Source organism: Pedobacter sp. KBW06 (genome assembly GCF_003852525.1).
In the GTDB taxonomy this organism is placed as follows: Bacteria; Bacteroidota; Bacteroidia; order Sphingobacteriales; family Sphingobacteriaceae; genus Pedobacter.
The window spans coordinates 1,055,811-1,080,604 of the sequence record NZ_QAJL01000003.1 but is presented as its reverse complement, the minus strand read 5'-3'; the positions used below and the strand labels follow the sequence as shown (position 1 = coordinate 1,080,604).

The window sequence follows — 24,794 nt, the reverse complement described above, 5'->3', positions numbered from 1 at the left end:
CATTCAATACCGAAACAAGATGATGAAATTTACTGATGAAGAATTGATAGTTGTCAAAAAACTGGAAATCTTAAAAAATGAAGCGGGATCACATTCACCTGGCATTTTTACCTTCAGGCAAAAGCTTCCCGAGGTGGAAATTAAAATCGACGCCTGCTTTCTGTCCAACCCTTATGCAACAGATCTGTTTATTGAATATTTCAATAAGGAAATCCTGGAAACCGGAAAGATCAGAGACCTGCTCGAGTGTTATCCTTCACAGAATAGCGTGATTGCTGAAATTCTGGCCGAATTCCTGGCGATCAATCCTAAGCAGATTTTTATCGGAAATGGTGCTATTGAGATCATCCAGGCCGTGATCCACAACTTTACCGAGCAAAAGATCATGATCAATATCCCTACTTTTTCTTCGTATTACGAGTACGTGAAAGAAGGGGTGGAAGTGATTTATAATGAACTTTCCAAAGCAGAAGATTACAGCCTGGATGTGGAGCATTACATTGCGAAAGTCAAGTTTCACCGGCCGGATACGATTGTCCTCATCAACCCCAATAACCCTAATGGGGCTTACATCAGGGTGGTCGATGTACAGCGCATTCTGGACGAATTGTGGTTTGTAAAGAACATCATCGTAGATGAAAGTTTTATCCATTTTGCGTATGAGAGTAAAAGCTATCAGCTGGTTTCTCTGGCCAGTCTGGTGGAGGAAAACCCAAACCTGATTGTCATTAAGAGCATGTCTAAGGATTTTGGTGTGGCCGGAATCCGGGCAGGATATGGCATCATGAGGCAGGAATATGTTCAGCAACTGCTGAACAACGGTTACCTCTGGAATTCCAACGGACTGGCGGAATACTTTTTCAGGTTGTATGCCAGGAGCGACTTTGCCATGAGGTATGATATCCTCCGCGTAAAATACATTGTAGAAACGCTGGAATTTATCAAAGAACTCCGGCAGCTCCCTTACATTAAGGTTTATCCAAGCATGGCGAATTTTGTGCTCATTGAATTGACCAATGGCATCATGGCTTCAGAATTTGTCGCCAAGCTGTTGATTACCTATGGCATCTATATCCGGACCTGTGATGATAAAATCGGACTGGAAGGGCAGTTCATCAGGCTGGCCTCGCGTTCGAGAACAGAAAACAATTACATCATCGAAAGCTTAAAATCATGTATGGAAATGAACTTTGTTTTAGACCTGATCGATGAAAGGGCTGTTTAAGATGATCTATTACGGCTTTTTCAGCCGTTTATTTAAATTGAAATTCCACAGGATCAAGGCTAACCTGAAACCCTCGGTTCCTGTTTATCTCGTAGACATAGACAATACGCTTGCGGATACCTGGCCATCACTACAAGAGCTGGTGTACGATAAGGAGCAAGACAGGTATCGCTCTTTATCGGTATTTCTGGGTATGCGTAAGCTCATTGTCTGCAAGCGAAAAGAAGCAAAAGTGATCTTTATCTCCGCAAGAAGCTTCCTGAGTTACCGGACTACGCAAGAATGGCTGCGGTCCTGTGGGCTTGAGGGTTGCGACCTGATCCTTGTCGCCCGTGCTGCGGACAAAATGTATTATATCAAAACCCTGATTTCAATGGGGCTCCCTGTCGTCTATATTGATGACCTGAGTTATAACCATGAGTATGGCGAGATGAAACTATACGATGAACTGATTCAGGACATAAGTGGCCTTCCGATTACCTATCTGGGCATTAAAGAAATAGAATTAATCAACTCAAACAACAAATAGATGAAATCGATCACCAGGATACTCAAAAGACTTGCGAGAATTTTTCAGATTATTGTCAGCATTAAATGGATCAGGTTCTGGAAACTTTACCATTCCAAAAGCGAGATCCTCATCTGGATTCCCAACCTCTCGCTCCTTTATTTCGGATCGGATGCTTTTATCTGGGACATGGCCACAATTGCCGGCCTGGTGGCAGAAAATAAAGAATTCAGAATGGTGACCGGAAAAAAAATCGGCAAATACCACGACAAGAAGATTTTCTTTTCCATCAACAACAGGTACAATATTTATGGTTTCGACGATTATACCAATATTTTATTACACATCACCCGGCAGCTGGAAATTCAGGGAAATGAGGTCTTTCCAAAACAGTGTGAGACGATTTTCTGGGAAAATAAAACCTATATGCACCAGCGCTTTTATATGGCGAAAGTTCATGAACCGAGGACCAGGATTTTTGATTCCATGAAACACCTGCTACATGCAAAAATAAAATTCCCCTACCTGATTAAGGCAGAACATTCCTGCTCTGCTGAAGGGCTGTTCAAGATTGCCAGCTATGCTGACCTCGCCAGACTGGTTGCTAATCCCGATTTTATCAGAAAGAACAGACACATCATTGCCCAGGAACTGATCAATATGCGGAAAGACCTGCGGGTCATTCTGGTGGATGGGGAAATTGTACTCCATTACTGGCGGATCAATAAAGACAAAGAATGGAAGCCAACATCGACAAGTTATGGCAGTGAAGTTGATTTTGATTCTTTTCCGGAGCACTGGAGACAGCACATTATCGATACTTTCCGTTCGCTGGAACTGACCACCGGAGCTTTCGACATTACCTGGCAGGACGATGACCTCAGTACAGAGCCTATTTATCTGGAGGTGAGTCCTTTTTATCAACCGAACCCAAAAATGGAAGTCAGGAAAAAGGCTTATGCTTTTTATAAACAACACTTCAGTCTTTTCAATTCCTGGGATGCGAAATATGTAGATGTGGTGTTCAGGATTAAACAGAAACAGGTGAAAGCTTACCTATCGGCATCTGCTTTATGAAAGCTCCCAAACGTGTGATTTTACTGACCCCTTCCATGAGTAAAGGTGGCGCAGAAACGCAATTGTTAAAGCTGGCACTTTTTCTGAAATCGGAAGGGGAGCAGGTACTGATCATTTCGCTGAAACCTATAGATGAATTTAAGGAAGTACTCGAAAAATCCGGGCTGGAAGTGGTGTTTTTGAAAAGCTGGTCTGCGCATTTTATGTCCAATCTCCGGCTGCTCTATGGAAGGGTAAAAAAATTTAAACCGGATGTGCTGATTGCCTTTATGTTTATCGCCATCATTTTTGCCCGTTTGTTGAAAATGAACTTAAAGTTTAAGCTCATCTCGAGCATCAGAATTTCTGTCCTCCCGGCAAAATGGTTTGTGCCATTTAAAATGACCACGGGATTGGATGATGCAGTGGTCTATAATTCAGCGGCTTCTAAAAGTAATTTTGAAAGCAGGAATCCCCGCTTAAAGCAAGGAATGGTGATTCATAACGGCATTTTTATTCCTGAGGAGATTTCGCCGGCAGTAGAAAGAGGGGAGGTTTTTAAATGGGTTTGTGTAGGGCATTTCAGGTGGAATAAAGATTATCCAACCTTGTTTAAAGCGATTGCACTGATCAAAGACCGGAACTTTAGTGTGGATATTATCGGGGAACTGGGCGGCGTAAGCTGGCCCTATCAGATGATCGAAGAGCTGAACATTCAGGAGCGGGTAAACCTGATTGGTTTTAGGCCGGACGCCTCAATTTTTCTGAAACAGTCAGATGCTTTTGTACTCTCTTCCTTCTCGGAGGGAATGCCCAATGCAGTGCTGGAGGCGATGGCGCATGCTTTACCGGTACTGGTGAGCGATATTGACGGGAATAGGGAACTGCTGACTGCGGTGAACTGTGGTTTTTTATTTGAAAAACAGGATGAATACGACTTGGCAGGCAAGCTGTTAAAGGTCATGAATATTACGGAGGCAGAGCGGAAAGAACTCGGCGAAAGGGGAAGGCAATACATTGAAGCCGAATTTTCTGAAGCCGTAGTGATGGAGCAATGGAAAGCACTGATTGAAAAAACGGAATCGCGATGTGTGGAATCTTTGGAACATTAAATTATGAACATGCGATCGCGAAGGAACAGATCTTTGAAGGGTTGTTTCACCGCGGACCTGACGAGCAGGGCTGTTTCAACCTGGATCCGGTAAACCTTTACCATACCAGACTGGCCATTCAGGATTTGACGGTATCGGGGCAGCAACCGATGAAGCACAATGGACTGGTTATCGTGTTTAACGGAGAGATCTACAACCACATGGAGCTGAGGCAGAAATATAACCTCAGGGCGGCTTCAAATTCCGATACACTGACCATCCTGATGTTATTTGAACAGATAGGAATGAAGATGCTGGAAGAATTTGATGGCATGTTTGCCTTCGCTTTGTATGATACGATAAACCTTAAAATGTACCTGGCCAGGGACAGGGCAGGGAAAAAACCTTTATACATTTATAATAAGGGAGCGAGTTATGTTTTTTCCTCGGAACTCAATATCCTTTACCGCGTTTGCCGGCCGGAAGTGAATTATGCGGCAATGGCCGATTACCTCTATCTGGGGCATTATTACCGGAAAGCAACGCCTTACCATTTGGTCAATGAATTGGAAAACGGAAACTACCTGGTGATTGATGCCCGCTCCGGAGTGTCGGAACAGCATTCCTGGTTTAAGATAGAAGATGCCTATCGGCATGCGCATCATTTGAATTATGAAGATTCATTAAGCCAGCTGGACGAGCATTTAAAAACCGCAGTAAAACGCAGAATAGAAAGCGCGGACCTGGATGTAGGTTCCTTTTTGAGCGGAGGGATCGACAGTGGACTGGTCACCGCGATGGCGGCGCAGCAGCAATCCAGGCTCAAGACTTTTACCGTGAAAGTAGCGGGATCATTTGATGAATCACTGCTTGCAGAAAAGGTGGCGAAAAAGTACGATACGGAACATACCGTGGTGGAAATTGATTTTGCCGATCTGGCAAATGATATCGAAAAGATCATTTCAAATCATGGGGAACCCAATTCCGACAACTCGGCAATTCCCAGTTATTATGTGGCCAAAGCCGCTAAGAAATACATTACGGTGGTCTTAAACGGAGATGGGGCGGATGAGTTATTTGGAGGTTATCGAAGGTATGTTCCTTTTAAACACCTGGATTTTTTTAACCCCAGTCAGTTTACAAAAATCAGTTCCGGGATTCTGACTAAAATCCTGCCGGTAGCCAATCAGAAACAGAGCCTTTATACCTATGGTTACCGGCTGTTGAAATTTGCAAGCTACGCGGATCTGGTCAAGATTTATTGTTCTGCTTCTTCAGATTTATTTGTCGGTTTTGAAGATGTCTTTATTGAAAAACCTCAAATGCTGGCGATTTCCGCGGATCTGGAGCGGTATAACGGTTATTCCATATCGCCTTTAAAGAAGATTTTGCTGATGGATTTTGAATCCATGTTGTTTAGCCGCTTATTGCCAAAAATGGACATTGCAACAATGGCACACTCCATTGAAGGGCGAAGTCCCTTTCTGGCCAAGGAAATCCTTGATTTTGCGCCCGGCTTGCCGGATCATTATAAAGTCAGAAACATTCAAACCAAACCTATCCTGAGAGACCTGGGCCGGAAATACCTTCCGGCAGAATTGATTGATCAGCCGAAAAGAGGTTTTGAAATCCCATTGCAAAAATGGGTAGACCATGAGCTCCGGGAAGTGATGGAGCAATACCTGCTGGCAGCAGATGCTTTGTATCCTAAAATAATCAGGAAAACTTTCATTGTGCAGCTGATGGCCAGACAGGTTCGCATTTCTGATGAAAGAAGGGCTAAAATTCTCTTTTGTGTGTTCAGTCTGGAAGTATGGCATAAAAGCCTGTCGTCCTGAATTACTTAATCTATAATTTAAAGCGATCGTTATGAAAGTATTGGTTACCGGTACAGCCGGTTTTATTGGATTCCACCTCGCGAAATTCCTGTTGGAAAGAGGTGATGAGGTGGTCGGAATAGACAGCATTAATGATTACTATGATGTCAACCTCAAGTACAGGCGGCTGGAGGAAACGGGCATCATGAGGGCCGACCTGGTATACGGTAAGGAATTGAGGAGTACTAAATATCCCAATTATCAGTTTGTGAAGCTGGACATTACAGACCACGGTAAATTAAAGAAAGTCTTTAAAAATTGCCATTTTGATGTCGTATGTAACCTGGCTGCACAGGCAGGGGTGCGGTATAGCTTGAGCAATCCAAGGGCTTATCTGGAATCCAACATCACCGGCTTCCTGAACATTCTGGAATGCTGCAGAACGCACCATACCAAACACCTGGTGTATGCCAGTTCCTCCAGTGTTTACGGACTGAATAAGGAAATGCCTTTTTCCCCGACTCAACATGCGGATCATCCGGTGTCTCTATATGCGGCTTCGAAAAAGAGCAATGAGCTGATGGCCCATGCCTACAGTCATTTGTTTCAGATTCCAACTACAGGGCTGAGGTTCTTCACGGTCTACGGTCCATGGGGAAGACCGGATATGGCGCTGTTCCTGTTCACGAAAGCCATTCTTGAAAATAAAAACATTGAAGTGTTTAACAATGGAATGATGAAACGTGATTTCACCTATATTGACGACATTGTAGATGGGATTGTCCGGGTGATTGACCATCCTGCAGAAAGCAATCCGGAATGGAATGAATTCAAACCAAACCCAGCCAGTTCAAAAGTACCTTACCGCGTATTTAATATCGGCAGGGGACAATCGGTAGACCTGATGGAGTTCATTGCAGAGATTGAGAAAAATCTGGGAAAAGTAGCGCATAAACACTACTTGCCGATGCAAAACGGGGATGTCGTTAAAACCTGGGCAGACATCTCAGCGATGAAAAAAATGATGGGGTATCATCCCCGGGTTTCTGTGGCAGAAGGGGTGCGGAATTTCGTGAATTGGTATAAAGATTTTTACCTCGTAACAGAAAATATACAATTGCAGCTGGAACCTGCCGGATATCATTGAAAAATCCTAGTAAAAGTATACAAATAAATGTCCGTATTTTCAAATTTTTGAGAGTATAAATTGGGCTTTAGGAATTCTTCATGTTGTTTATGACATAAAAATTACAATAATTCGCTGATTTGTCTTGCTGATTTCCCCTGATTGATCGGGTAAAATAAATTAATCTGACTTTTTTACAATAAATATTAAATCTTCAGGCAGAAAGTATATTAATCATTTTTTACTTCTGCTAACCCTTGTTTTCATTTGATTAACTTGTGGAATATTCCGCTTTTTAATTGAATAATAAACTGGTTTTAGAAATTAAATCCATCAGAACCGTTTTTTTTATAAGGTTTGGATTTTAGACTTTTCTTACTGAAAATCAGTGCTTTTCCATAATTGTTTGAACGTATAAGGTGGTGCTTTTTCGCGTTACCATTGTGTACTTTTAACAACAAGAAATGGAAAGAAAAAAAAACGTAACAAATCGACTGCCCATGAACCTTCTGCTACTGCTGGTTTTATTAACTTTTAGTAAATGTAAAAAAGGTTCGGATGTGGCAAACCCTGAAAACCCAGCTGATCTTACGGAAGCCGCCCGTGGTGGAGCAAGCAGCATTACCGGAATTAAAACAATTGACGCAACTAAAGCGAGCAGTGATGGTGGGTTTTCCTACAAAGTGATTAACATTCCCGGAACAAGTGACTCGCAGAATAGCCCTTCGGCCTCTACGCTTAAGGTATTTGAAAATGGAAAAGAGCTTGGTCCCGGGCATGCAATGCACGCGGACATCAGAAGCAAAGGAAAAGGTCTTTTTAGCCATTGGGCAGGTGGCCTGTATTTCTCCGCCTCTGATAACACTGATCCAAGGACCAACGGAAGGACCTATACTTATAGTCTGGACGGCAGCAATACGGCAACGATTCTCCCTCCGGTAACGCCACCAGTGACGGAACAACCGGTTTCGGGTTCAACAGCGATCGGCTTTGCCTCAGTTGATGGTAAAACTACCGGTGGTATCGGTGGACAAACAGTAACAGTAACGAGCCTGTCTGCATTGAAGACTGCAGTAGAATCAAGCTCCACTTTAATCGTTCTCGTGTCCGGGAAAATTACGGGAACCGGATTCCTGAATGTAAAATCCAATAAGAGCATTATCGGATTGACCGGGTCAAGTCTGGAAGGTGTTGGTCTGATGATGTACGGCAGCAGCAATGTAATCGTTCAGAACATGACCATCAGAAATGTGGTGACTTATTCTAACATCATCATTAAAGAAGGAGCACACCACATCTGGATTGACCACTGTGACTTGTCGTCCGACAGAAACCACGGCTGGGATTATTATGATGGATTACTGGATGTAGGGAAAAGAGCAGACTATGTGACCCTTTCCTGGAACAGGTTGCACGATAGTCATATTCCAATGCTGATTGGCTTTGGTGATGAGAATACGGACGATATCGGCCGCCTTCGTGTGACGGTAAACAACAACTATTTTTACAACGTTTCTGAACGTCAGCCAAGCACCAGATTTGGTTACATGCACGTTTTCAATAACTACCTGCAAAATGGAAGTGGTTATGGAATCGGGGTAACGATGGGCGCTACCGTAAGAACGGATAACAACTATTTTGAAAATCAGGCGATTCCAATTTTCACGGAATACAATGCTAAGCCTGGTTATGTGAGTGGTGCAGAGACCAATATTTACGCCAACAGTAAGGCAAACAGAATCTCTACAGCGGCATCAACATGGGTGCCATCTTATGAGTATAAATCTCAACTGATTGCTGCGGCAAATGTTCCTGCAGTCGTATCTGCCGGCGCAGGTGCCACATTAAAACGCTAAAACTTCTTTGATCACAGCCTGACGGGAATCCGGAGGCTATGGTTTTAAAATATTGAGGGGGCGGGTCTGACATCTATTTGTCGGGCTGCCCCTTAAATATACCCTTATTTCCCGCTAATTCGACTAAAGATTTTATCTCATAAAATTAAATAAAGATGGTAACGGAAAGGAAGAAAATATTGATCTCCTGCGATTCTCCGCGCTCGCTGCTGGATTTCAGGGGAAAGTTGATGGAAGCATTGGTAGAAAAGCATGAGGTAATGGTGTTCAGTCCGCAGATTGAACAGCAAAGTATCAGCCATCGGCTGATGGAAATGGGGGTGACCGTCTATGAGAATGAACTCAATCCGAGTAATGTCTCCATAGGCTCAGACCTGAAATACCTGCTTGCCTTGCGCAAAGTAATCCGGATGGTCAAACCGGATGTCTTCTTTCCTTATACCTTTAAACCGGTGATTTATGGTTGTTTTGTGGCCAGGTATTGCCGCGTGAAGCTCATTACACCAATGCTGACTGGTCTGGGCTATAATTTCCTGAACATCGGCCCCAGAACATGGGTACAGAAGATCACAAGAATACTCCTTAAATTAAGTCTGAGGGCGACGAAAAGACTACACATTATCTTCCAGAATCAGGACGATTATGAGCTCCTGATCCGTGAGCATATCCTCAGCAAAAAGAACAAAGTTACCGTGGTCAATGGTTCAGGTGTGGATTTGTCCAGCTATGAATATTCGCAGCCAAATGTACAGCACATTAATTTTTTAATGATTTCCCGTCTCATCAATGCAAAGGGAATTAAGGAATATTATGAGGCTGCAAAAATAATCAAGGGTAAATTTCCGGAGGTTGATTTTACGCTGATCGGGGCTTACGACGATAATATCGATGCCATAAGCGATGATTTATATGCAAAAATAAGGTCCGATGGGACGATTCAGTATTTAGGATTACGGGAAGATGTACGTCCTTACATCAGGGAATCTTCGGTCGTTGTGCTGCCTTCCTATTATGGGGAAGGGGTTCCGAGATGCCTTTTGGAGGGCATGGCGATGGGACGGGCCCTGATTACCTGCAACTCTGTGGGTTGCCGGGAAACGATTAATCCCTTGCTGAGGAAAGCGAACGGATTTCTGGTTCCGGTAAAGGATGCGCCGCAACTGGCCTCGAAAATGGAGTATTACATCAGGCATACCGATGATGTTACCCGCTTTGGGAACAATGGAAGGAAATATGCCATCGAAAAATTTGATGTCAATAAGGTGAATGAAATGATGATTCGTGTACTTGAGGGCCAATACTAACCACAAAAAAATCCATGCAATATCAAAGTTTTATTGTCCGGGAAAAGCCGGAATGGGATGCCTATGTAAAACGTTCCTGTAATTATGAAGTTTACCATACCTGGTATTATCATTCACTGAACAGGGAAGGAGAACCCCTTCTTTTTGTGTATAAAGAAGTAGGCTTTTTTATCGCTTTCCCAATGATAAAAAGAAGGATCGCCAATTCTTCTTTTTATGACCTTACCTCGGTTTATGGTTACGCGGGGCCGGTGTCGGACACTGATTTCAGCGCGATTTCGGAGCGCTCTTTACAGTCTTTTAAAGAAGAATTCTGCCGCTTTCTGACCGCCGAACGTTGTGTTACCGTCTTTACCCGGTTGTACCCTTTTTTAGCGCAGCAATATCTGCTCGAAAATCTTGGTGGAGTTTCCTCAAACGGAAGTACCATTTATATGGATTTATCCATCACTGAGGAAGAACAACGCGCCAGATATGAGAAGCGTTTAAAGCGGCAGGTCAGGAAACTCAGAGAAACGAATTACACGATCAAAGATGCCCGGAGCCCGGAGGAGATCCGTTTATTCACAGAGATCTACCATAAAAATATGGACCGGTTAAATGCCGGTAAGAGTTATTATTTTGATGAGGCCTATTTTACAGGCCTGCTGAATCCCGAGGAATTCAGCAACCGGCTGATCCTGATTTACGATGGACCAGAGCTGATTTGCGGCGCATTGCTGCTGATCTCTGAGCATGTGGTCCGAAATCACTTATCTGCGACTTCCGAAAAATACCTTAATGTATCTCCAAGCAAATTACTCACTGATGAAATCAGTATGATTGGCCGGAGATTGGGAAAGAAAATATTTCACCTTGGTGGGGGAGTCGGGGGGAAAGAAGATTCCTTATTTCAGTTTAAACGACATTTTTCCGATTTACAGATTGCAGACCGGATCTGGTGTTATATCAATGACCAGGAAGTCTATCAGGAACTCGTACTTCAACGTGGAGCGGAGATCAGTCCTGAATCTACTTTCTTCCCTGCCTACAGACAGTAGCCTGCTTTTAAAACAAATTAATCATGCAAAATATATTGGACTATTCCATGACTGACCTCGTCTTGTTTGATGAGGTCATCGGAAAATATGGCTGGATTATTTATGAAAATGCTTTAGATCCGCAGTTTGTGGAGGACATTAAGCAATCCCTTCAACCGGCCTACGAATTCAGGAGAAAAATACAAGTGAATAACGGGATCGGGGAAAGCACAGATGGAACACTTCATCATCTGGTAGAAAAAGACCTGTTTTCTCTGAAATTTCTGGAACAGAAGTTTGGTGACCAACAAATCCGGCATTTCCTGGGCGGACAGTACATTCTCAATTCTTTAGGAGCGGTGATCAATTTGAAAAACAGTCAGACCTATGTTCAGAACATCCATAGGGACATCAGGACCTTTACAGGTTCTTATCGGCTGATGGTTCAGATGATGGTGCTGCTGGATGATTTTACCCTGGAAAACGGAGCGACTTATTTCCTTTCAGGATCGCATAAATCTGATGAAAAACCTGAAGCTTCCCGCTTTTATGAACAGGCAGACCGGGCCCTGGCGAAAAAAGGCAGCATCGTTTTATTCGATGCGAACCTATGGCATGCTGCGGGTAAAAACAATACAGATGCGCCAAGAAGGGCGCTGACCATGGCTTTTACGAAACCTTTTATGAAACAACAAATGGACTACCCAAGATTTCTCGGCTATGATTTCGGAGCGGGTTTAAGCGAGGACCTGCGACAGGTGATCGGTTACAATTCAAGGGTTCCTGCTGACTTCGAGGAGTATTATCAGCCCGTTGAAAAAAGAATGTACCAGAGAGGACAGGAGTAATTCACAAATCAAACTGCATAAAATGAGATCACTTGGAGGATATTTGGAGCTGCAACTGTCCAAAGGAGAAGAATTTTATCCTTCCCTGTTAAAATTAAATACCGGCAGAAATGCCTTTGAATACATTTTAAAGGTAAAGCGGTACCGATTGGTTCATGTCCCTTATTATACCTGTGAGGTCATGCTGGAACCGCTGAAAAGGCTGGGCATTCCATTTCAGTATTATACCATTGATGAGCACATGGATCCGGTACTGGATTTTGAAGTTGGCCCTGAAGAATGTCTGTTGTATACGAATTACTTTGGCCTGAAACAGGAAACGGTGAGCAGGTTGAGCGCGGTGTTTCCAAACCTGATCATCGACAATTCTCAGGCCTTTTTCGCTCCGCCACTGGAGGGGCCGGATACCTTTTATTCCTGCAGGAAATTTTTCGGTGTTCCGGATGGGGCCTACCTTCAAACCAATAGCCCGCTGCGCCTGAAGCTGGAGAAAGATGTTTCTTTTGAAAGGTTTTCTCATCTGACCAAGAGCATTGATCTTGGAATCGAAATGGGGTATGAAGATTTTATCAATAACAATGTCCTGCTGTCGAATAATCCGATTAAAAGAATGTCTTCCTTATCGCAGAAAATCTTGTCCGGCATCGATTACAAGATGTGCAGGTACCGGCGGAATTCCAATTTTATGTACCTCCATGATTTTCTGGAGGCCCACAATGATTATGCTTTTGATGCCTCGCTGATTAACGGACCAATGGTATACCCACTGTTGACTTCCTCCCTGAGCCTCAAAAAAAAATTACTGGATAAACACATCTATGTCGCTACTTATTGGCCAAACGTCCTGGAATGGACCACAAAAATGATGTATGAGCATTACCTGACCAGTCATCTGATTGCATTGCCCATAGACCATCGTTATACCCATGCGGATATGAAGCGAATCCTAAATGTATTAAAAACTGTATTATGAAAGCACCTGTCTTTTTAAGGCCCCTGGTCGTGGCCGATGCTATGACCTCTTTCCATTGGCGGAACAATCCGGAGGTATGGAAATTTACTCCTTTCAGGCCAAGCGCGCCAATTACTGCGGAAATGGAGACCAAATGGTTAAGTGAGACCCTGCTGCGGGAGGATCAGAAAAGATTTGCCATTTGCCTGACGGACACAAAAAGGTATGTTGGGAATGTTCAGCTGATCAATATCGCAGATGGAGTGGCCGAATTTCATCTTTTTATTGCGGAAATGGACTGTTGGGGGAAGGGAATAGGCAGTCAGGCGACCTCATTGATCCTTGATTATGGCTTTAATACCCTTCATCTGGACAAGATCCTGCTGGATGTAAATCCGGAAAACACCGGTGCGGTTGCCATTTACAAGAAACTGGGCTTTAAAGAGACTGGGCTTGTGGGCGGGTTTATCCGGATGGAATTGCATAGAAACGATGATAAGCTGGTAAGGGAGGGGAGTTCTTATACCATTACCCTGGAGGAGGAAGCGAAATGGAGAAGCCTGGTTAAGCAGGCTTTGAAGTATGATTTCTACCATTCCTGGACCTATCATTCATTGGACAACAGTAACGGAAAGGCAGTCCTGTTTGTCTACGAAGAAGGAGCTGATTTTATGGCCATTCCATTAATCAAAAGAAACATACCGGATTCTGCATACCATGATATGAGTTCTGTTTATGGCTATAGCGGTCCGATTTCAAACCGGGATTTTAAGACTTTAACGGCTGGATTTATCGCAGGTTTTAAGCGTTCTTTTTTGAATTTTCTAAAGGAAGAGCAGGTGGTGACGGTCTTTTCCAGGTTAAACCCCTTTCTTGACCAGTCGGCATTAGTGGGATGTTTTGGAGGTTTGGTCGACAATGGAAAGGTGGTGGTGTTTGACCTCAGCCTTTCTTTGGAAGTGCAGCAGCAGAACTATCATGGAGGAGTGCTGAGGAAAATCAGAAAACTGAGGGAGAAGGGGTATTATGTAAAGGAAGCCAATACAGATGAGGACATCCGGAATTTTGTCTCGATCTATACCTTAAATATGCTTCGGGTGGATGCTTCAGAAACATACTATTTTGACGAAGCCTATTTTAAAGCACTCTTGCATACCGATGAATTTGATGCCCGGCTGATCTTTGTGTATGATAAAGACGATTATCCGGTATGTGGTGCTGTTGTTGTCCTGACAAACGGGATCATGCAGGCACATTTATTAGGCACAAGAGCGGCTTATCTCGCCGATTCTCCGGCAAAACTGCTGACAGAGGAGATCACCATTCTCGGACGTAAACTGGGTGCGAAATACTATAATTTGGGAGGAGGACTGGGTTTTAAAGAGGATTCTTTATTTCTGTGGAAGACCAATTTCTCCAGCCTGACCATGTCCTACCAAACCTGGCGTTTTGTGGCCGATCAGGAGGCTTATACCGCATTGATACTTCAGCAGGAGATTGAACCTCAAACCGAAGTTGATTTTTTTCCGCTATACCGTTTGCAGGCACATAAGGTATAGGTCTGTTCCTTACTCATATCTGTACCGCGTCATCAGCATCGTGCTTACCAAGAGGAATGAACATGCTGATGATCGCTTCATAACCGCAAAAAAATAAACGTATTCAAATGAAAAAGATTCTATTTTGCGAAAAAGTATACTCCAGGTGGATTATCTTATCAATTGATCAGATGATTGTCAGTGTTTCCTTTGTACTGTCCCTCATCATTCTGGAAAAGGGGAATTACAGGGATGTATTTGATCATCATGAACTGCGCTATCTGCTCTTATACCAGGTCATTTCTGTGCTGGCATTTGTCATGATGAGAATTCATACCGGTATCATCAGGTATTCCAGTGTGGAAGATATTTTCCGTGTATTTAAGGCTGTAATGCTAACGGGTTGCTTATTTATAATCGCCAGTTATACATTGTTAAAGCCGTATTTTGATTTTGACAGTCAGCGGTTCCTTTCGACACTGGTCATTAACTTCTTCATTTCTGCCTCGGTCCTGATTGCGCTCAGGATCAGCGTAAAACAGCTTTTTCATTACCTCAAAGATCTGCAGATCGTTGGGAAAGAGGTCTTGTTGATTTATGGGGTAGACCGTTCTTCCCTGCTCATCAAACAAGGGCTTGATGCTGCTTCAGAAAAGAATTTTGAAGTACTGGGTTTTGTGGATGACCATGCGGACCTGGTCCACAAACATCTGGAACAAAAACGGGTCTATGGTTCCTGGAGGATTCCTGAACTGAAGAAAAAGCATGGGGTAGAGAAAATGATTGTGATGGAGGATTGTAAAGACATAGAAGGGCGGAAGCTGGCGATAGAAAAATGTATGGAATGCGGCATCAGGGTGATATCTGTTCCTGCTTCCAACCACTGGCTAAAAGGGAAATTAAAGCTCAGTCAGCTTCCGGACCTGAAGATTGAAGATTTGCTGCAGCGTGAGCCCATTCATATGGATGGCTCCAATGTAATTGCGGGTCTTTGTGGTAAAAGGGTACTTGTTACCGGAGCTGCCGGTTCTATCGGATCTGAAATTATCCGTCAGATCCTGAAATGTCATCCCGAACAGCTGATTTTATGTGACCAGGCAGAAAGTCCGCTTCATGAAATGCAGCTGGAAATTGAAGATCATTTTCCGGACAGCTCCTGTAAATTTATGATCATCAACATTCAGAATTATGGCAGGCTAAAGCATATGTTTGATACCTGCCGGCCGGAAGTAATTTTTCATGCTGCAGCATTAAAACATGTCCCAATGATGGAACACAACCCTTCAGAAGCAATTCTGACCAATGTTTTGGGGACAAAGAACATGGCAGATCTTGCCCTTGAATATCAGGTTGAAAAGTTCATTATGATTTCTACCGATAAGGCCGTAAAGCCAACGAATGTGATGGGGGCTTCCAAGAGAATTGCAGAAATGTACATCCAGTCGCTCCAGAATTACCAGGCGGAACACCTGCATAAAACGCGTTTTATCACCACACGTTTTGGGAATGTGCTGGGGTCAAATGGGTCAGTTGTTCCACGATTTAGGGCTCAAATTGAAATAGGCGGACCGGTAACAGTTACGGATCCTGAAGTGACCAGGTATTTTATGACGATTCCCGAGGCTGTACAACTTGTTTTGGAAGCTTCAGTGATGGGGAATGGCGGGGAGATTTATATTTTTGATATGGGTGAGCCGGTTAAAATTCTGGATCTGGCAATAAACATGATAAAGTTAGCTGGATTTTTGCCGTATACCGATATAAAAATTTGTTTCGTGGGGCTTAGGCCGGGAGAGAAATTGTATGAGGAGTTGTTGAATAAAACGGAGAAAGTGATCCCCACTTACCATGAAAAAATAAAGATATCCTCGGTGATCGATTATCCTTATGAGTACATAGCGAGAAAAATCAACGAGCTTCTGGCGCTGAGCCAGTTGAATGATAACCAGCAGACGGTTCGGAAAATGCAGGAAATGATCCCTGAATATGTGAGTAGCAATGCAGATTATCAAGGTATCGGAGTGCTGAAAGAATCGGGAACTACTTTGTTTAATGTTCGTGTGGAGCCAGAAATTTGATGGTTCTGTAATTTTTTTGTTATATTAAGGTTCAGTTATTCCCGGATGTTGTGGGAAAACATCATTAACGGGGAAATAAGGGAAAGAAAATTTATAAATAAAAAATAAAAAATGGGGGCGTTTTTTAATTTGTATTCCGGAAGTCAGGGGGCTTTTGGAATCAGGCTGCGGCTATCTTTGGGGGAATTCTCAGGTCGCAGCCTTAACGGTAAATATACTGAGGTCCGGGAGGAATATTTTTCTGCTGTGATTGCAGTTCATGATTTTGATGTTGGAACCTAAGCGGTACGTTTTTACTCATGGGCAGCAGCTGGTTAAGCCTTGCTCATGTCAAACCGTGTGCTGACAAAATAACATCCGAACATCATGGGGACTAATAATAAAAGTGTTCAAATTGCCGAATATCTTGGTACAGTGATCCTTTCAGGATTCCCTGCGGTAGAAAATCTGGCGGGCCTGCATCATATTTCTGTTTCTAAGCTGATGCGTGATTTTAAAAGTACGTTCCAGACCAGTCCATACCTCTATTTCAGAAGATTACAAATGGAATTTGCCGAAGAACACATTCGAAGTACAGGTTGCAGTAAGAAACAAATGGCATTTATGCTGGGCTTCTCAAACCCCGCAAACTATACCTTATGTTACAACCGGTATTTGCGGAATAAAGGGGAGAAAAACAGCCATGAAAAAGAGAATGAGGACCTGACCGAAAGGAACCATATCCTGATCTCTCAATTTCCTTTGCCGGTGGCCATGTTGGATAAAAACATGAATTATTTGTTGATTTCGAAACAATTAATAAGCGTGTGTAATTTAACAGATGTTGATTTAATTGGTAAAAATTTCTTTGACTTTTTCCCAGGAAAGGGTAAAGACCTGGACCTTTTAAAACGAAGGGTTTTGCAGGGAGAAATAGCTACGCTGGCTGGAGATTATGATTTTTATATTGACGGAACTTTATTGAAAAGCACAGTGAATCCCTGGTATGATGATGTGGGGGAATTGGGAGGGATGATCCTTTTTGTAACCACTTATTGAGGATTTGAACATGAATAATAGATTTTTGACCACCAGTAGGTTCTTACAATACTTTTTTTAGGAATATATTTGATTGTAAGATTTTGAAAATTTATACTGAAACGTCTATTATTTTGATAACATTGACGTTGAACCATAACTGCTGCTCAAACTAGATTAGATCTGCGCTCGAACCCTCCAGAATTGCTTCTTCCTTTTTTTGTTTAAACGCATCCCAAATTGTTTAACCTAAAAGTTGTTTTATGATGTAATAATTACAAAGACTATGGAACTTAATGCTGGTGAAATCGTTGAACTTGCTGTTCGGCGGAAGAATGTGAACATTAGTGAATTATCAAGGCGATTACATGTAAACAGGAGGACCCTGTACAATTGGTTCAGGCAAAAAAAATTGCATGCTGACGTAATTTGTGAGATAGGGAAAGTGATAGATTACGATTTTTCAAATGATTTTGAAGATGAATTCAAACAGTTCATGCCTAAGGAAGATTTGATGGTCTTAAATTCTGACCATCGCTTTAGTCCGCCTGATTCCGTTTATTACTGGATGGAAAAGTACATTGCATTGCTGGAAGATTATAAGAGATTGGTACGTAAAGGCCCTTTGTGAAAACTAGGGCCTTTTTTTTTCTGCAATCCATAAGGACATATATTTGGTGCTGCTTGCGGTATGGTACTGCAGGATCTGCCCAAAGAAATTTCGGCGGCGATGTCCGGTTAAATCAGCGGATAAAAGCTTTATTGCCGTCATAAATGCATCCATAAAACCTGATTTTCCATAACGCTCATTAATGATCAGGACCCCGTTTTGCTGTGCCTGCAGCCATCGGGTTTTGTCTTGATATAAAGCCGCAGCCTGATCCGAAAAAAGGGCTAAATCATCTGCTATTTCCCCATTCCAATCCATGCCTCCGGTCATGGCTTCGGCCCCGACAGTTGTAGTTACTGCAGGTGTTCCTACCTGCATGGCATCTATGAACTTCCCTTTGACACCTGCTCCGAACTGGATGGGTGCCAGCAAAATCCTATGACTTGAAATGCTTTTTCTTGCATCTTTAGCGCGTCCATGAATGTGAAACCGCTCTTTCTCATTGTGCAATTGCATCACCTTCTGTGTGGCATAAGCGCCATAGATATGAAGGTTCGCTGCGGGTATTTTCTTCCTGATCAGTGGCCATACTTTTGTCTTCAGGACCTGCAGGGTATGCCAGTTGGGTTCGTGTAAAAAATTCCCGATAAAGACAAATCCCTCACGTTCCTCAAAGCGCTTCCAGTTCCGGATATCTTTCCCGCTGAGCGCTTCCTCTAAAAATGGTAAATAGTAAATTAATGCAGGATTGATCTGAAATTGTTCCTGTAGAATTTTCATTTCTACTTCAGAGATGATCAATGATAAGTCGCACCTCAGGATGGCTGCAATTTCCCGCTTGGCCATATCGGTAAACAAATCTGCCTCATTAAAAGGCTGGTGTTTTTTTAAGGCCTGCTGCCGGGCATTCCGTAAGCAGTGAAGGTCTTCGGTATCCAGTATGCGCATCGCATCCGGGCATTCTTCCAGAACCCTCCATCCATATTGCTCTTCCATAATAAAACGGTCGAAGAGCACTATCCCCGGATTGATTTCTTTCAGAAACACATTAAAACCCGGATCATTCAGGGTGATCCCACGTTCTGATACCCCGATCTCCTGTAAGTTAAAGCTAAATTCAGATTTGGAAGCTGCAGAAGCAAAAATAACCTCATATCCCCTGGAAAGAAACAAATGAACCAGTTGAACCATTCTTGTACCTGCAGCCGATGAGCCTGGCTCCGGCCAGACCAGCCCAATGATCAATATGCGATTTTCATTCATTTCTTTAAAATTGATGCAAAATAGATGTTTTTAATGCAAAGACTATGATTATTCCTAATTTTGGAACGAAGAATTTATTTATACCAGAATGTTAGGATTAAAATTATTGACAGACCCCCGTTGGGCGAATATTGCGGAATCGAATTTGGAAGAAATCTTAACGGACCATGCCTGGTGCGAGCAGAAAGCAGCGACCAATGCCATTACGCTGATTACCAATAATTCTGAACATATGGATCTGGTGGAGGAATTAACTGCTATTGCCATTGAAGAGATGCAGCATTTCCAAATGGTGATCGAGATCATCAAGAAAAGAGGATATACCCTTGGCCGCGAACGAAAAGATGATTATGTAGGCCGCCTGGTGAAGTTTAGTCGTAAGGATGGAAGCAGGAACAATTCTTTTATAGACCGCCTTTTATTTGCCGCAATGATTGAAGCCAGAAGTTGTGAGCGTTTCAGGGTATTGTCGCAAAACATTAAAGATCCTGAACTGGCTAAATTTTATCATGACCTGATGGTTTCAGAAGCGGGACATTATACGACTTTCCTAAATTTTGCACGTAAATACACGATTGATGTGGATGTAGATAAAAGATGGAAAGAATGGCTGGAGTTTGAAGGAGAGCTGATTCAGAGCTTCGGAAATAAGGAAGCCATTCATGGTTAAACACTGGTCCTGAAAAATAATCTTCGGATTCGGGTGATATTTGGTTAAAAAGAGTCACATACTATAAAAAGCATCATGGCTATGAGGACAATACCAATTATGGAAAAACAAGAAGGAGCCAGGGAGCAGCGATTATTATCGCTGTATCAGGACGCATTCCCATTGGTTGCCAGGTACATCAGCAGGATGGGTGGTTCCTTTGAGGAGGCCAAAGACCTGTTTCAGGATGCCTTGGTGATCTACTATGAGAAAACACAGCGAGGGGATGTCGCCCTTAGGTATACTGAAAAATCATATCTTTTTGGGATTGCCAGATTCCTTTGGAATAAGCGCTATCAGGAAAATAATAACAAGATTTCCCTGGACCAGTTTGGGGCTGACTTTGAGGAAAGCCTGAACCTGAGCGACTCTGGCTATGAAGAAGTCTCCGCACCCAGGTTGCTCAGGTTGCTGCAAACCGCCGGACAAAAATGTATGGAGCTGCTCAGTGCATTTTATTATGAGCGAATGGATATGAAAGAAATGGCAGAGCGCTTTGGCTTTTCCAGTCCCCGGTCGGCCACCGTTCAGAAGTTTAAATGCCTGGAAAAAGTTAAAGAAACGGTAAAAGAAAAATCCCTGAAGTATGAAGACATCCTGGAATGAGCTCCGTTTAGTGGAGGATTATCTGAGTGCCAAAGGGGAGCCGGGAGATCAGCTCTTATTCGAAGCCAGGCTGATTTTACAACCTGAACTGAAGGAAAGCCTCTACTGGCAGAAAAGAACCTATGGTCTGATTCAGCAATACGGACGGCAGCAGCTGAGATCGGAAATCGAAAAGGTCCATGAAAAGTTGTTCAGTGCCCCTGAGCATCAGTCTTTCCGGCAGAAGATCCTGAAACTCTTCCGTAAATAATTTCAATTTTTCGCATGCCTTTACAGATTTCCCCGAATAGGGGATGAGGCATCGCTATGTCAAAAATTTAATCCTTTAATACCATGAATATGAACAAGAATGAATTTTTTCAGTATGCGGTGAAACACCACCGGATCAATAGTAATTATATGGAAAATTACATTTCCAGAGCATCCACCGCGATGCGCCCAATGGCAATGACCCCTTATATCACAGAAGAGCGGCAGCTAAATGTAGCCCAGATGGATGTATTCTCCAGACTAATGATGGACCGGATTATTTTTATGGGGGAACCTGTTGACGACAGGAATGCGAACGTTGTTCAGGCGCAGTTGCTGTTCCTGCAATCTGTGGATGCCGGGAAAGACATTCAGCTGTATGTCAATTGTCCGGGAGGAGCGGTGTATGCAGGTTTGGGAATTTATGACACCATGCAGCTGATTTCGCCTGATGTAGCGACGATCTGTACCGGGATTGCACTTTCCTTTGGCTCGGTGTTGTTATGTGCTGGTACTGCTGGAAAACGCTCTGCATTGAAACATTCCAGGGTGATGATCCATCAGGCTTCCGGCGGAACGCAGGGAACTGCCACAGACATGGACATCAGCGTCAGGGAAATCCTTAAAATTCAAAAAGAGCTGTATCAGATTATCGCCAGTCATAGCGGACAGGAATATGAACGTATCAATGAAGCGGCCAGCCGGGATTATTGGATGACCGCTCCAGAGGCTAAAGCGTTTGGAATGATTGATGAAATTTTATAAACAGCAGCAATTATTCTATAGGGTTCATGAGGGCCAATGCTTCTTCTGGTGCAGTTAATGAGAGCTCATACACGTATTTAGTATTGCCCACATGAATTTCGAACTCGTCGTTTTCAAGGGCCGCGATCAGATCTGCCGCTACTTCTGAAGCAGGAATTCCATTGTGGCCATTGATGATGGCACTAAAGCTGGTGTTCACCAATGGAGGCATCAGCTCAAAAACCTTTACCTGTCCGCTGCTTCTTTCCAGGGCGATCCTTAAGCTCTGGCTATAGGAATGTAAGGCTGCTTTTGAGGCAGAATAACTGGTCAGCTGACCGGGAACAAGGGCAACAATGGAGGTCACGTTTACGATGGCTGCGGTGGCTTGCGCTTTTAGTGCCGGTAATAGTTTTTCGTTCAGACGAACCACGGCCAGGTAATTGGTCAGCATTTCATCCTGGGCTTTATCAAAAGCATTTTCGCTATTTGCGATGTCATATTTGTAGGCCTGTCCGGCATTATTGACCACCAAATTCAGTGCTGGAAAATCCTTGATCAGAGCAGCGACCAATGCCGCAGTATCCTGCTCATTGCTGATGTCCCCTTTAAATCCAATGGCTCCGGGAAGCTGAATCAGGGCTTCGTCAAGTCTTTTCTGATCTCTGCCGGTGATGATCACCTGATTGCCGGCTGCGGTAAATGCTTTAGCGATTTCAAATCCGATGCCTGCGCTTCCGCCGGTGATCAGGATGGTATTGTTTGTGATGTCCATTTTATTTAGATTTTAATGTTGTTGTTAACGTTGTTTTTGCTCGCTATGAAGTTTGTGTTCTAAAATAAACCAACTGGTCTTTTTTTAAGTAAAAAAACAGCAACGTTTTCTTCATTGCTTTTGTAATTACCATACAAATATAAGACCGATCGGTTTGTTTTGCAATAACAGAATGTCAGCGGATTGAAATAATAATTTAGGGCTGCTGTGGGGATAAAAAAAAGAGGGGCCCATCATCGATGAACCCCTCTTTTTCTCTTCATTTGAGGATCTTATTTAACTGTCAATAAGAATCCAATGGTAAAGTTAGCATCCCAGTCGAATACGAAAGTATCGCATTTGGTAGCATCTTTAATCGCTTTATAGATATTTACACCACTTTTGATCTTGATTTTATCAACGGCATATTTTTCAGGGTTGTTTAATACCGTAAATCTTTCCTCTCCGTTACGGCTTTGTTTGGCCAGTTCATAAGGAACCCCACCAATGATGAAACAGATCTCACGTTTTTTCGCAGGCAATTTTTCCAGTGCACTTTTCACCTGTGCATAAACGGCATCATCCTTTAATTCTTTTTCATAATACTTAGCTCCTGGTGCTTCAACAGATTTAACATCTCCGTCTATCCAGGAGATTTTAGTGTTTCCAGAGCCGATATCAACCACAAAAGAGTTGTCGTAATAAGAAGCCGGCAATACGCATTTCAAGGCTAGTTTACCTTCCTGCTCTGCAGTAACCAGGTTCACGACATATCCCATTTTCTTTAATTCCGTAGAAATTGCTGCAGTTTTAGGCTCTTTTTGTGCACCTGAACTGATTACGAAGTGGATGTTTTTTGATTTCACCCCTTTATCAAACATCGCACCGATATAGTTTTTTAATCCGGTACGGATATCAGCTGTAGTGGCCATTCCTTCATATACGAAAGATTTACCGAAGTCTTTGGAGATGATCTCCCAGCGTTTCTCTTTATCGATGTTGACAACGAAAGAGTTAAAGCCTGAAGCACCTACTTCAACCACTCCTTTGTATTCTCCGTTAACGGGTTTTTCAGGGCTATAATTGAAGGTTCTTTTTTCATCAGTGGCCTTTGTACCAGCCATTGTAGGGCTGACACTTGTGGTATCTGCAGTAGCTGATTTAGGGCTTGCTCCGTCAAATTTACCACTTTCAAATGCCCAGTAACCGATTCCAATGATTGGAATGGCCAGAATGATTGCTTTTATCGGCCAGCGTAATCTGGCCCAGGTTGATTTTTCTTCCATGTTCTTGTTTGTATTTTGGTTTTATTGATTAATCTAATAAGGAGAAACCTTTGTCTACTTTCTCTTCCGGTTTCAGGTCATAATAGGAATCCGCCATTTTGCTTACGTTCAGCATTTTCAGGTTGCGTTCGTCTACTTTTTTGATGAACTCTTCCAGTTCACCTTGTGAAGGCGCACCACCAACGGTAATGTTGTTGTTCTGGTCAAGGAAGTCCAGATTGGAACGGATCGATGCAATGTTCTGGCTGATCGCGCCTGTTGCCGCGTCCATTGCTTCCTGGAATACCCATCCGTCTTTGATGTTAAAGACTTCGGCAAGACCTTCTGTTGCATTCTTCATTTTTTGAGTGGCTTCCAGTTTTTTAGAGATGATGGAAATGCTGCTGTCCAATGTGCTGACATAGATTCTGGCTGCACTTTCATTGTCTTTCAATACTTCTAAAACTTTCGCAAACTGATTGGCATATTGAACATAACTTCTTGCGTTTTGCTCTTCCGCTTCGCCCTCTTTACCCAATAAAAATGCTTTTGTGCGGGTTTCTTTAGCGTCCCTGGCATATTCATTTGCTTTCTCTGTATTGCTGTTACTGCTTTCCTGTTTTCCTTTTTCGTCCAGGTTGGCTGCTTCTACTGTAAAGCGTTTTGCATAGGTATACTTTTCTTCAGCTGTTTTTTGTGCGGTTTCACCACTTTGAATCATGTCGATACGGACACCATCTACATTTGCTATTTTATCCTTTACACGCTTCAGGGTATCCTTGGCATCTTTAGATAACAATCGTAAAGTTTCGATCGGGTTGTTACGGATGATGGCTTTCTCTCCTTTAAAAATCAGGATGGTTCCAAGGCGATGTAATAATGCAATGATTTTTGGGGCCAGTAACAACAAGACAATTAAAATGATACTGAAAATTACAAGCAGGATGCTTTTCGCCGCATATTCCAGCATGATGGGCAGGAATTTGAAGAAGGCAAAGGCACCACCTAAAATAAGGGCCCAGAAGAAGATGCTGGAAATGGTTTTCTTTGCTTCCGGCGTTTGAAGCTGCGAGGGTAAATGATCCCCGAGCACCTGAAATATAGGGAGCTGACTCTTCAGTTCTGCCGGTATATTTACGAATTGACTTTTGTTTTCCAT

The 24,794-nt window shown here is 43.0% G+C and carries 23 protein-coding genes; 19 read left to right on the top strand and 4 right to left on the bottom strand.

Annotation, left to right across the window (positions count from 1 at the left end; genetic code table 11):
• Positions 1-19 precede the first annotated feature (19 nt).
• The 15 genes from DBR43_RS19300 (at position 20) to DBR43_RS19225 (ending at position 18,066) form a co-directional block, all read left to right on the top strand.
• The gene (locus DBR43_RS19300; RefSeq protein ID WP_124583759.1) at positions 20-1,225 is read left to right on the top strand and encodes a pyridoxal phosphate-dependent aminotransferase; all 1,206 of its coding nucleotides are present in this window, start codon (positions 20-22) and stop codon (positions 1,223-1,225) included.
• A complete protein-coding gene (locus tag DBR43_RS19295) occupies positions 1,209-1,754 on the top strand; it encodes a hypothetical protein (protein WP_124583757.1) in 546 nt (181 codons plus the stop codon). Before DBR43_RS19300 ends, DBR43_RS19295 begins: the two co-directional genes overlap by 17 nt.
• Entirely contained in the window at positions 1,755-2,810 is a 1,056-nt protein-coding gene (locus tag DBR43_RS19290; protein WP_124583755.1) for a RimK family alpha-L-glutamate ligase, read from the top strand.
• Positions 2,807-3,901, top strand: a complete 1,095-nt coding sequence (locus DBR43_RS19285) for a glycosyltransferase (RefSeq protein ID WP_124583753.1) — start codon at positions 2,807-2,809, stop codon at positions 3,899-3,901. Before DBR43_RS19290 ends, DBR43_RS19285 begins: the two co-directional genes overlap by 4 nt.
• Positions 3,877-5,718, top strand: a complete 1,842-nt coding sequence (asnB, locus tag DBR43_RS19280; protein ID WP_124583751.1) for an asparagine synthase (glutamine-hydrolyzing) — start codon at positions 3,877-3,879, stop codon at positions 5,716-5,718. Before DBR43_RS19285 ends, asnB begins: the two co-directional genes overlap by 25 nt.
• Positions 5,719-5,749: 31 nt before the next feature.
• Positions 5,750-6,844 carry an NAD-dependent epimerase gene (locus DBR43_RS19275; RefSeq protein WP_124583749.1) on the top strand — a complete coding sequence of 365 codons (1,095 nt, stop codon included), beginning with the start codon at positions 5,750-5,752 and terminating at the stop codon, positions 6,842-6,844.
• Positions 6,845-7,323: 479 nt separating this feature from the next.
• On the top strand, positions 7,324-8,679 hold the full coding sequence (locus DBR43_RS19270; protein WP_124583747.1) for a polysaccharide lyase family 1 protein: 1,356 nt from the start codon (positions 7,324-7,326) through the stop codon (positions 8,677-8,679).
• A gap of 155 nt (positions 8,680-8,834) precedes the next feature.
• A complete protein-coding gene (locus DBR43_RS19265) occupies positions 8,835-9,983 on the top strand; it encodes a glycosyltransferase family 4 protein (protein ID WP_124583745.1) in 1,149 nt (382 codons plus the stop codon).
• Between the two features lie 14 nt (positions 9,984-9,997).
• Positions 9,998-11,023: a GNAT family N-acetyltransferase gene (locus DBR43_RS19260; protein WP_124583743.1), complete on the top strand. Its 1,026-nt coding sequence runs from the start codon at positions 9,998-10,000 to the stop codon at positions 11,021-11,023.
• 23 nt (positions 11,024-11,046) lie between these two features.
• A complete protein-coding gene (locus tag DBR43_RS19255; protein ID WP_124583741.1) occupies positions 11,047-11,850 on the top strand; it encodes a phytanoyl-CoA dioxygenase family protein in 804 nt (267 codons plus the stop codon).
• Positions 11,851-11,872: 22 nt separating this feature from the next.
• On the top strand, positions 11,873-12,823 hold the full coding sequence (locus tag DBR43_RS19250) for a hypothetical protein (protein WP_124583739.1): 951 nt from the start codon (positions 11,873-11,875) through the stop codon (positions 12,821-12,823).
• Positions 12,820-14,361 (top strand): GNAT family N-acetyltransferase, encoded by a 1,542-nt coding sequence (locus DBR43_RS19240; protein ID WP_233603040.1) that lies wholly within the window; start codon positions 12,820-12,822, stop codon positions 14,359-14,361. The genes DBR43_RS19250 and DBR43_RS19240 overlap by 4 nt, the downstream gene beginning before the upstream one ends.
• Positions 14,362-14,468: 107 nt before the next feature.
• A complete protein-coding gene (locus DBR43_RS19235; protein ID WP_124583736.1) occupies positions 14,469-16,418 on the top strand; it encodes a polysaccharide biosynthesis protein in 1,950 nt (649 codons plus the stop codon).
• Between the two features lie 366 nt (positions 16,419-16,784).
• On the top strand, positions 16,785-17,456 hold the full coding sequence (locus DBR43_RS19230; protein ID WP_124583734.1) for a helix-turn-helix domain-containing protein: 672 nt from the start codon (positions 16,785-16,787) through the stop codon (positions 17,454-17,456).
• 265 nt (positions 17,457-17,721) lie between these two features.
• Positions 17,722-18,066 (top strand): hypothetical protein, encoded by a 345-nt coding sequence (locus tag DBR43_RS19225; protein WP_124583732.1) that lies wholly within the window; start codon positions 17,722-17,724, stop codon positions 18,064-18,066.
• A gap of 3 nt (positions 18,067-18,069) precedes the next feature.
• Here the strand turns inward: DBR43_RS19225 and DBR43_RS19220 are convergent, their stop codons facing one another.
• Positions 18,070-19,308: a glycosyltransferase family 4 protein gene (locus DBR43_RS19220; RefSeq protein WP_124583730.1), complete on the bottom strand. Its 1,239-nt coding sequence runs from the start codon at positions 19,306-19,308 to the stop codon at positions 18,070-18,072.
• A gap of 88 nt (positions 19,309-19,396) precedes the next feature.
• Here DBR43_RS19220 and DBR43_RS19215 point away from each other — a divergent pair, with 88 nt between their 5' ends.
• From DBR43_RS19215 to DBR43_RS19200, 4 genes are all read left to right on the top strand, one after another.
• Positions 19,397-19,978: a tRNA-(ms[2]io[6]A)-hydroxylase gene (locus DBR43_RS19215; RefSeq protein WP_124583729.1), complete on the top strand. Its 582-nt coding sequence runs from the start codon at positions 19,397-19,399 to the stop codon at positions 19,976-19,978.
• Positions 19,979-20,059: 81 nt separating this feature from the next.
• Positions 20,060-20,623, top strand: a complete 564-nt coding sequence (locus DBR43_RS19210) for an RNA polymerase sigma factor (RefSeq protein WP_124583726.1) — start codon at positions 20,060-20,062, stop codon at positions 20,621-20,623.
• Positions 20,604-20,873, top strand: a complete 270-nt coding sequence (locus tag DBR43_RS19205; RefSeq protein WP_124583724.1) for a hypothetical protein — start codon at positions 20,604-20,606, stop codon at positions 20,871-20,873. The genes DBR43_RS19210 and DBR43_RS19205 overlap by 20 nt, the downstream gene beginning before the upstream one ends.
• An 83-nt stretch (positions 20,874-20,956) precedes the next feature.
• Positions 20,957-21,637 (top strand): ATP-dependent Clp protease proteolytic subunit, encoded by a 681-nt coding sequence (locus tag DBR43_RS19200; protein ID WP_124583722.1) that lies wholly within the window; start codon positions 20,957-20,959, stop codon positions 21,635-21,637.
• Positions 21,638-21,647: 10 nt separating this feature from the next.
• On the opposite strand, the gene DBR43_RS19195 is transcribed toward DBR43_RS19200, so the two are convergent.
• The 3 genes from DBR43_RS19195 to DBR43_RS19185 all read right to left on the bottom strand — a co-directional run bounded on the left by DBR43_RS19195 (position 21,648) and on the right by DBR43_RS19185 (position 24,794).
• Positions 21,648-22,391, bottom strand: coding sequence for an SDR family oxidoreductase (locus DBR43_RS19195; RefSeq protein ID WP_124583720.1), 744 nt, complete (start codon positions 22,389-22,391; stop codon positions 21,648-21,650).
• Between the two features lie 272 nt (positions 22,392-22,663).
• Positions 22,664-23,656 carry a hypothetical protein gene (locus DBR43_RS19190; protein WP_124583717.1) on the bottom strand — a complete coding sequence of 331 codons (993 nt, stop codon included), beginning with the start codon at positions 23,654-23,656 and terminating at the stop codon, positions 22,664-22,666.
• 28 nt (positions 23,657-23,684) lie between these two features.
• Positions 23,685-24,794 (bottom strand): hypothetical protein, encoded by a 1,110-nt coding sequence (locus DBR43_RS19185; RefSeq protein WP_124583715.1) that lies wholly within the window; start codon positions 24,792-24,794, stop codon positions 23,685-23,687.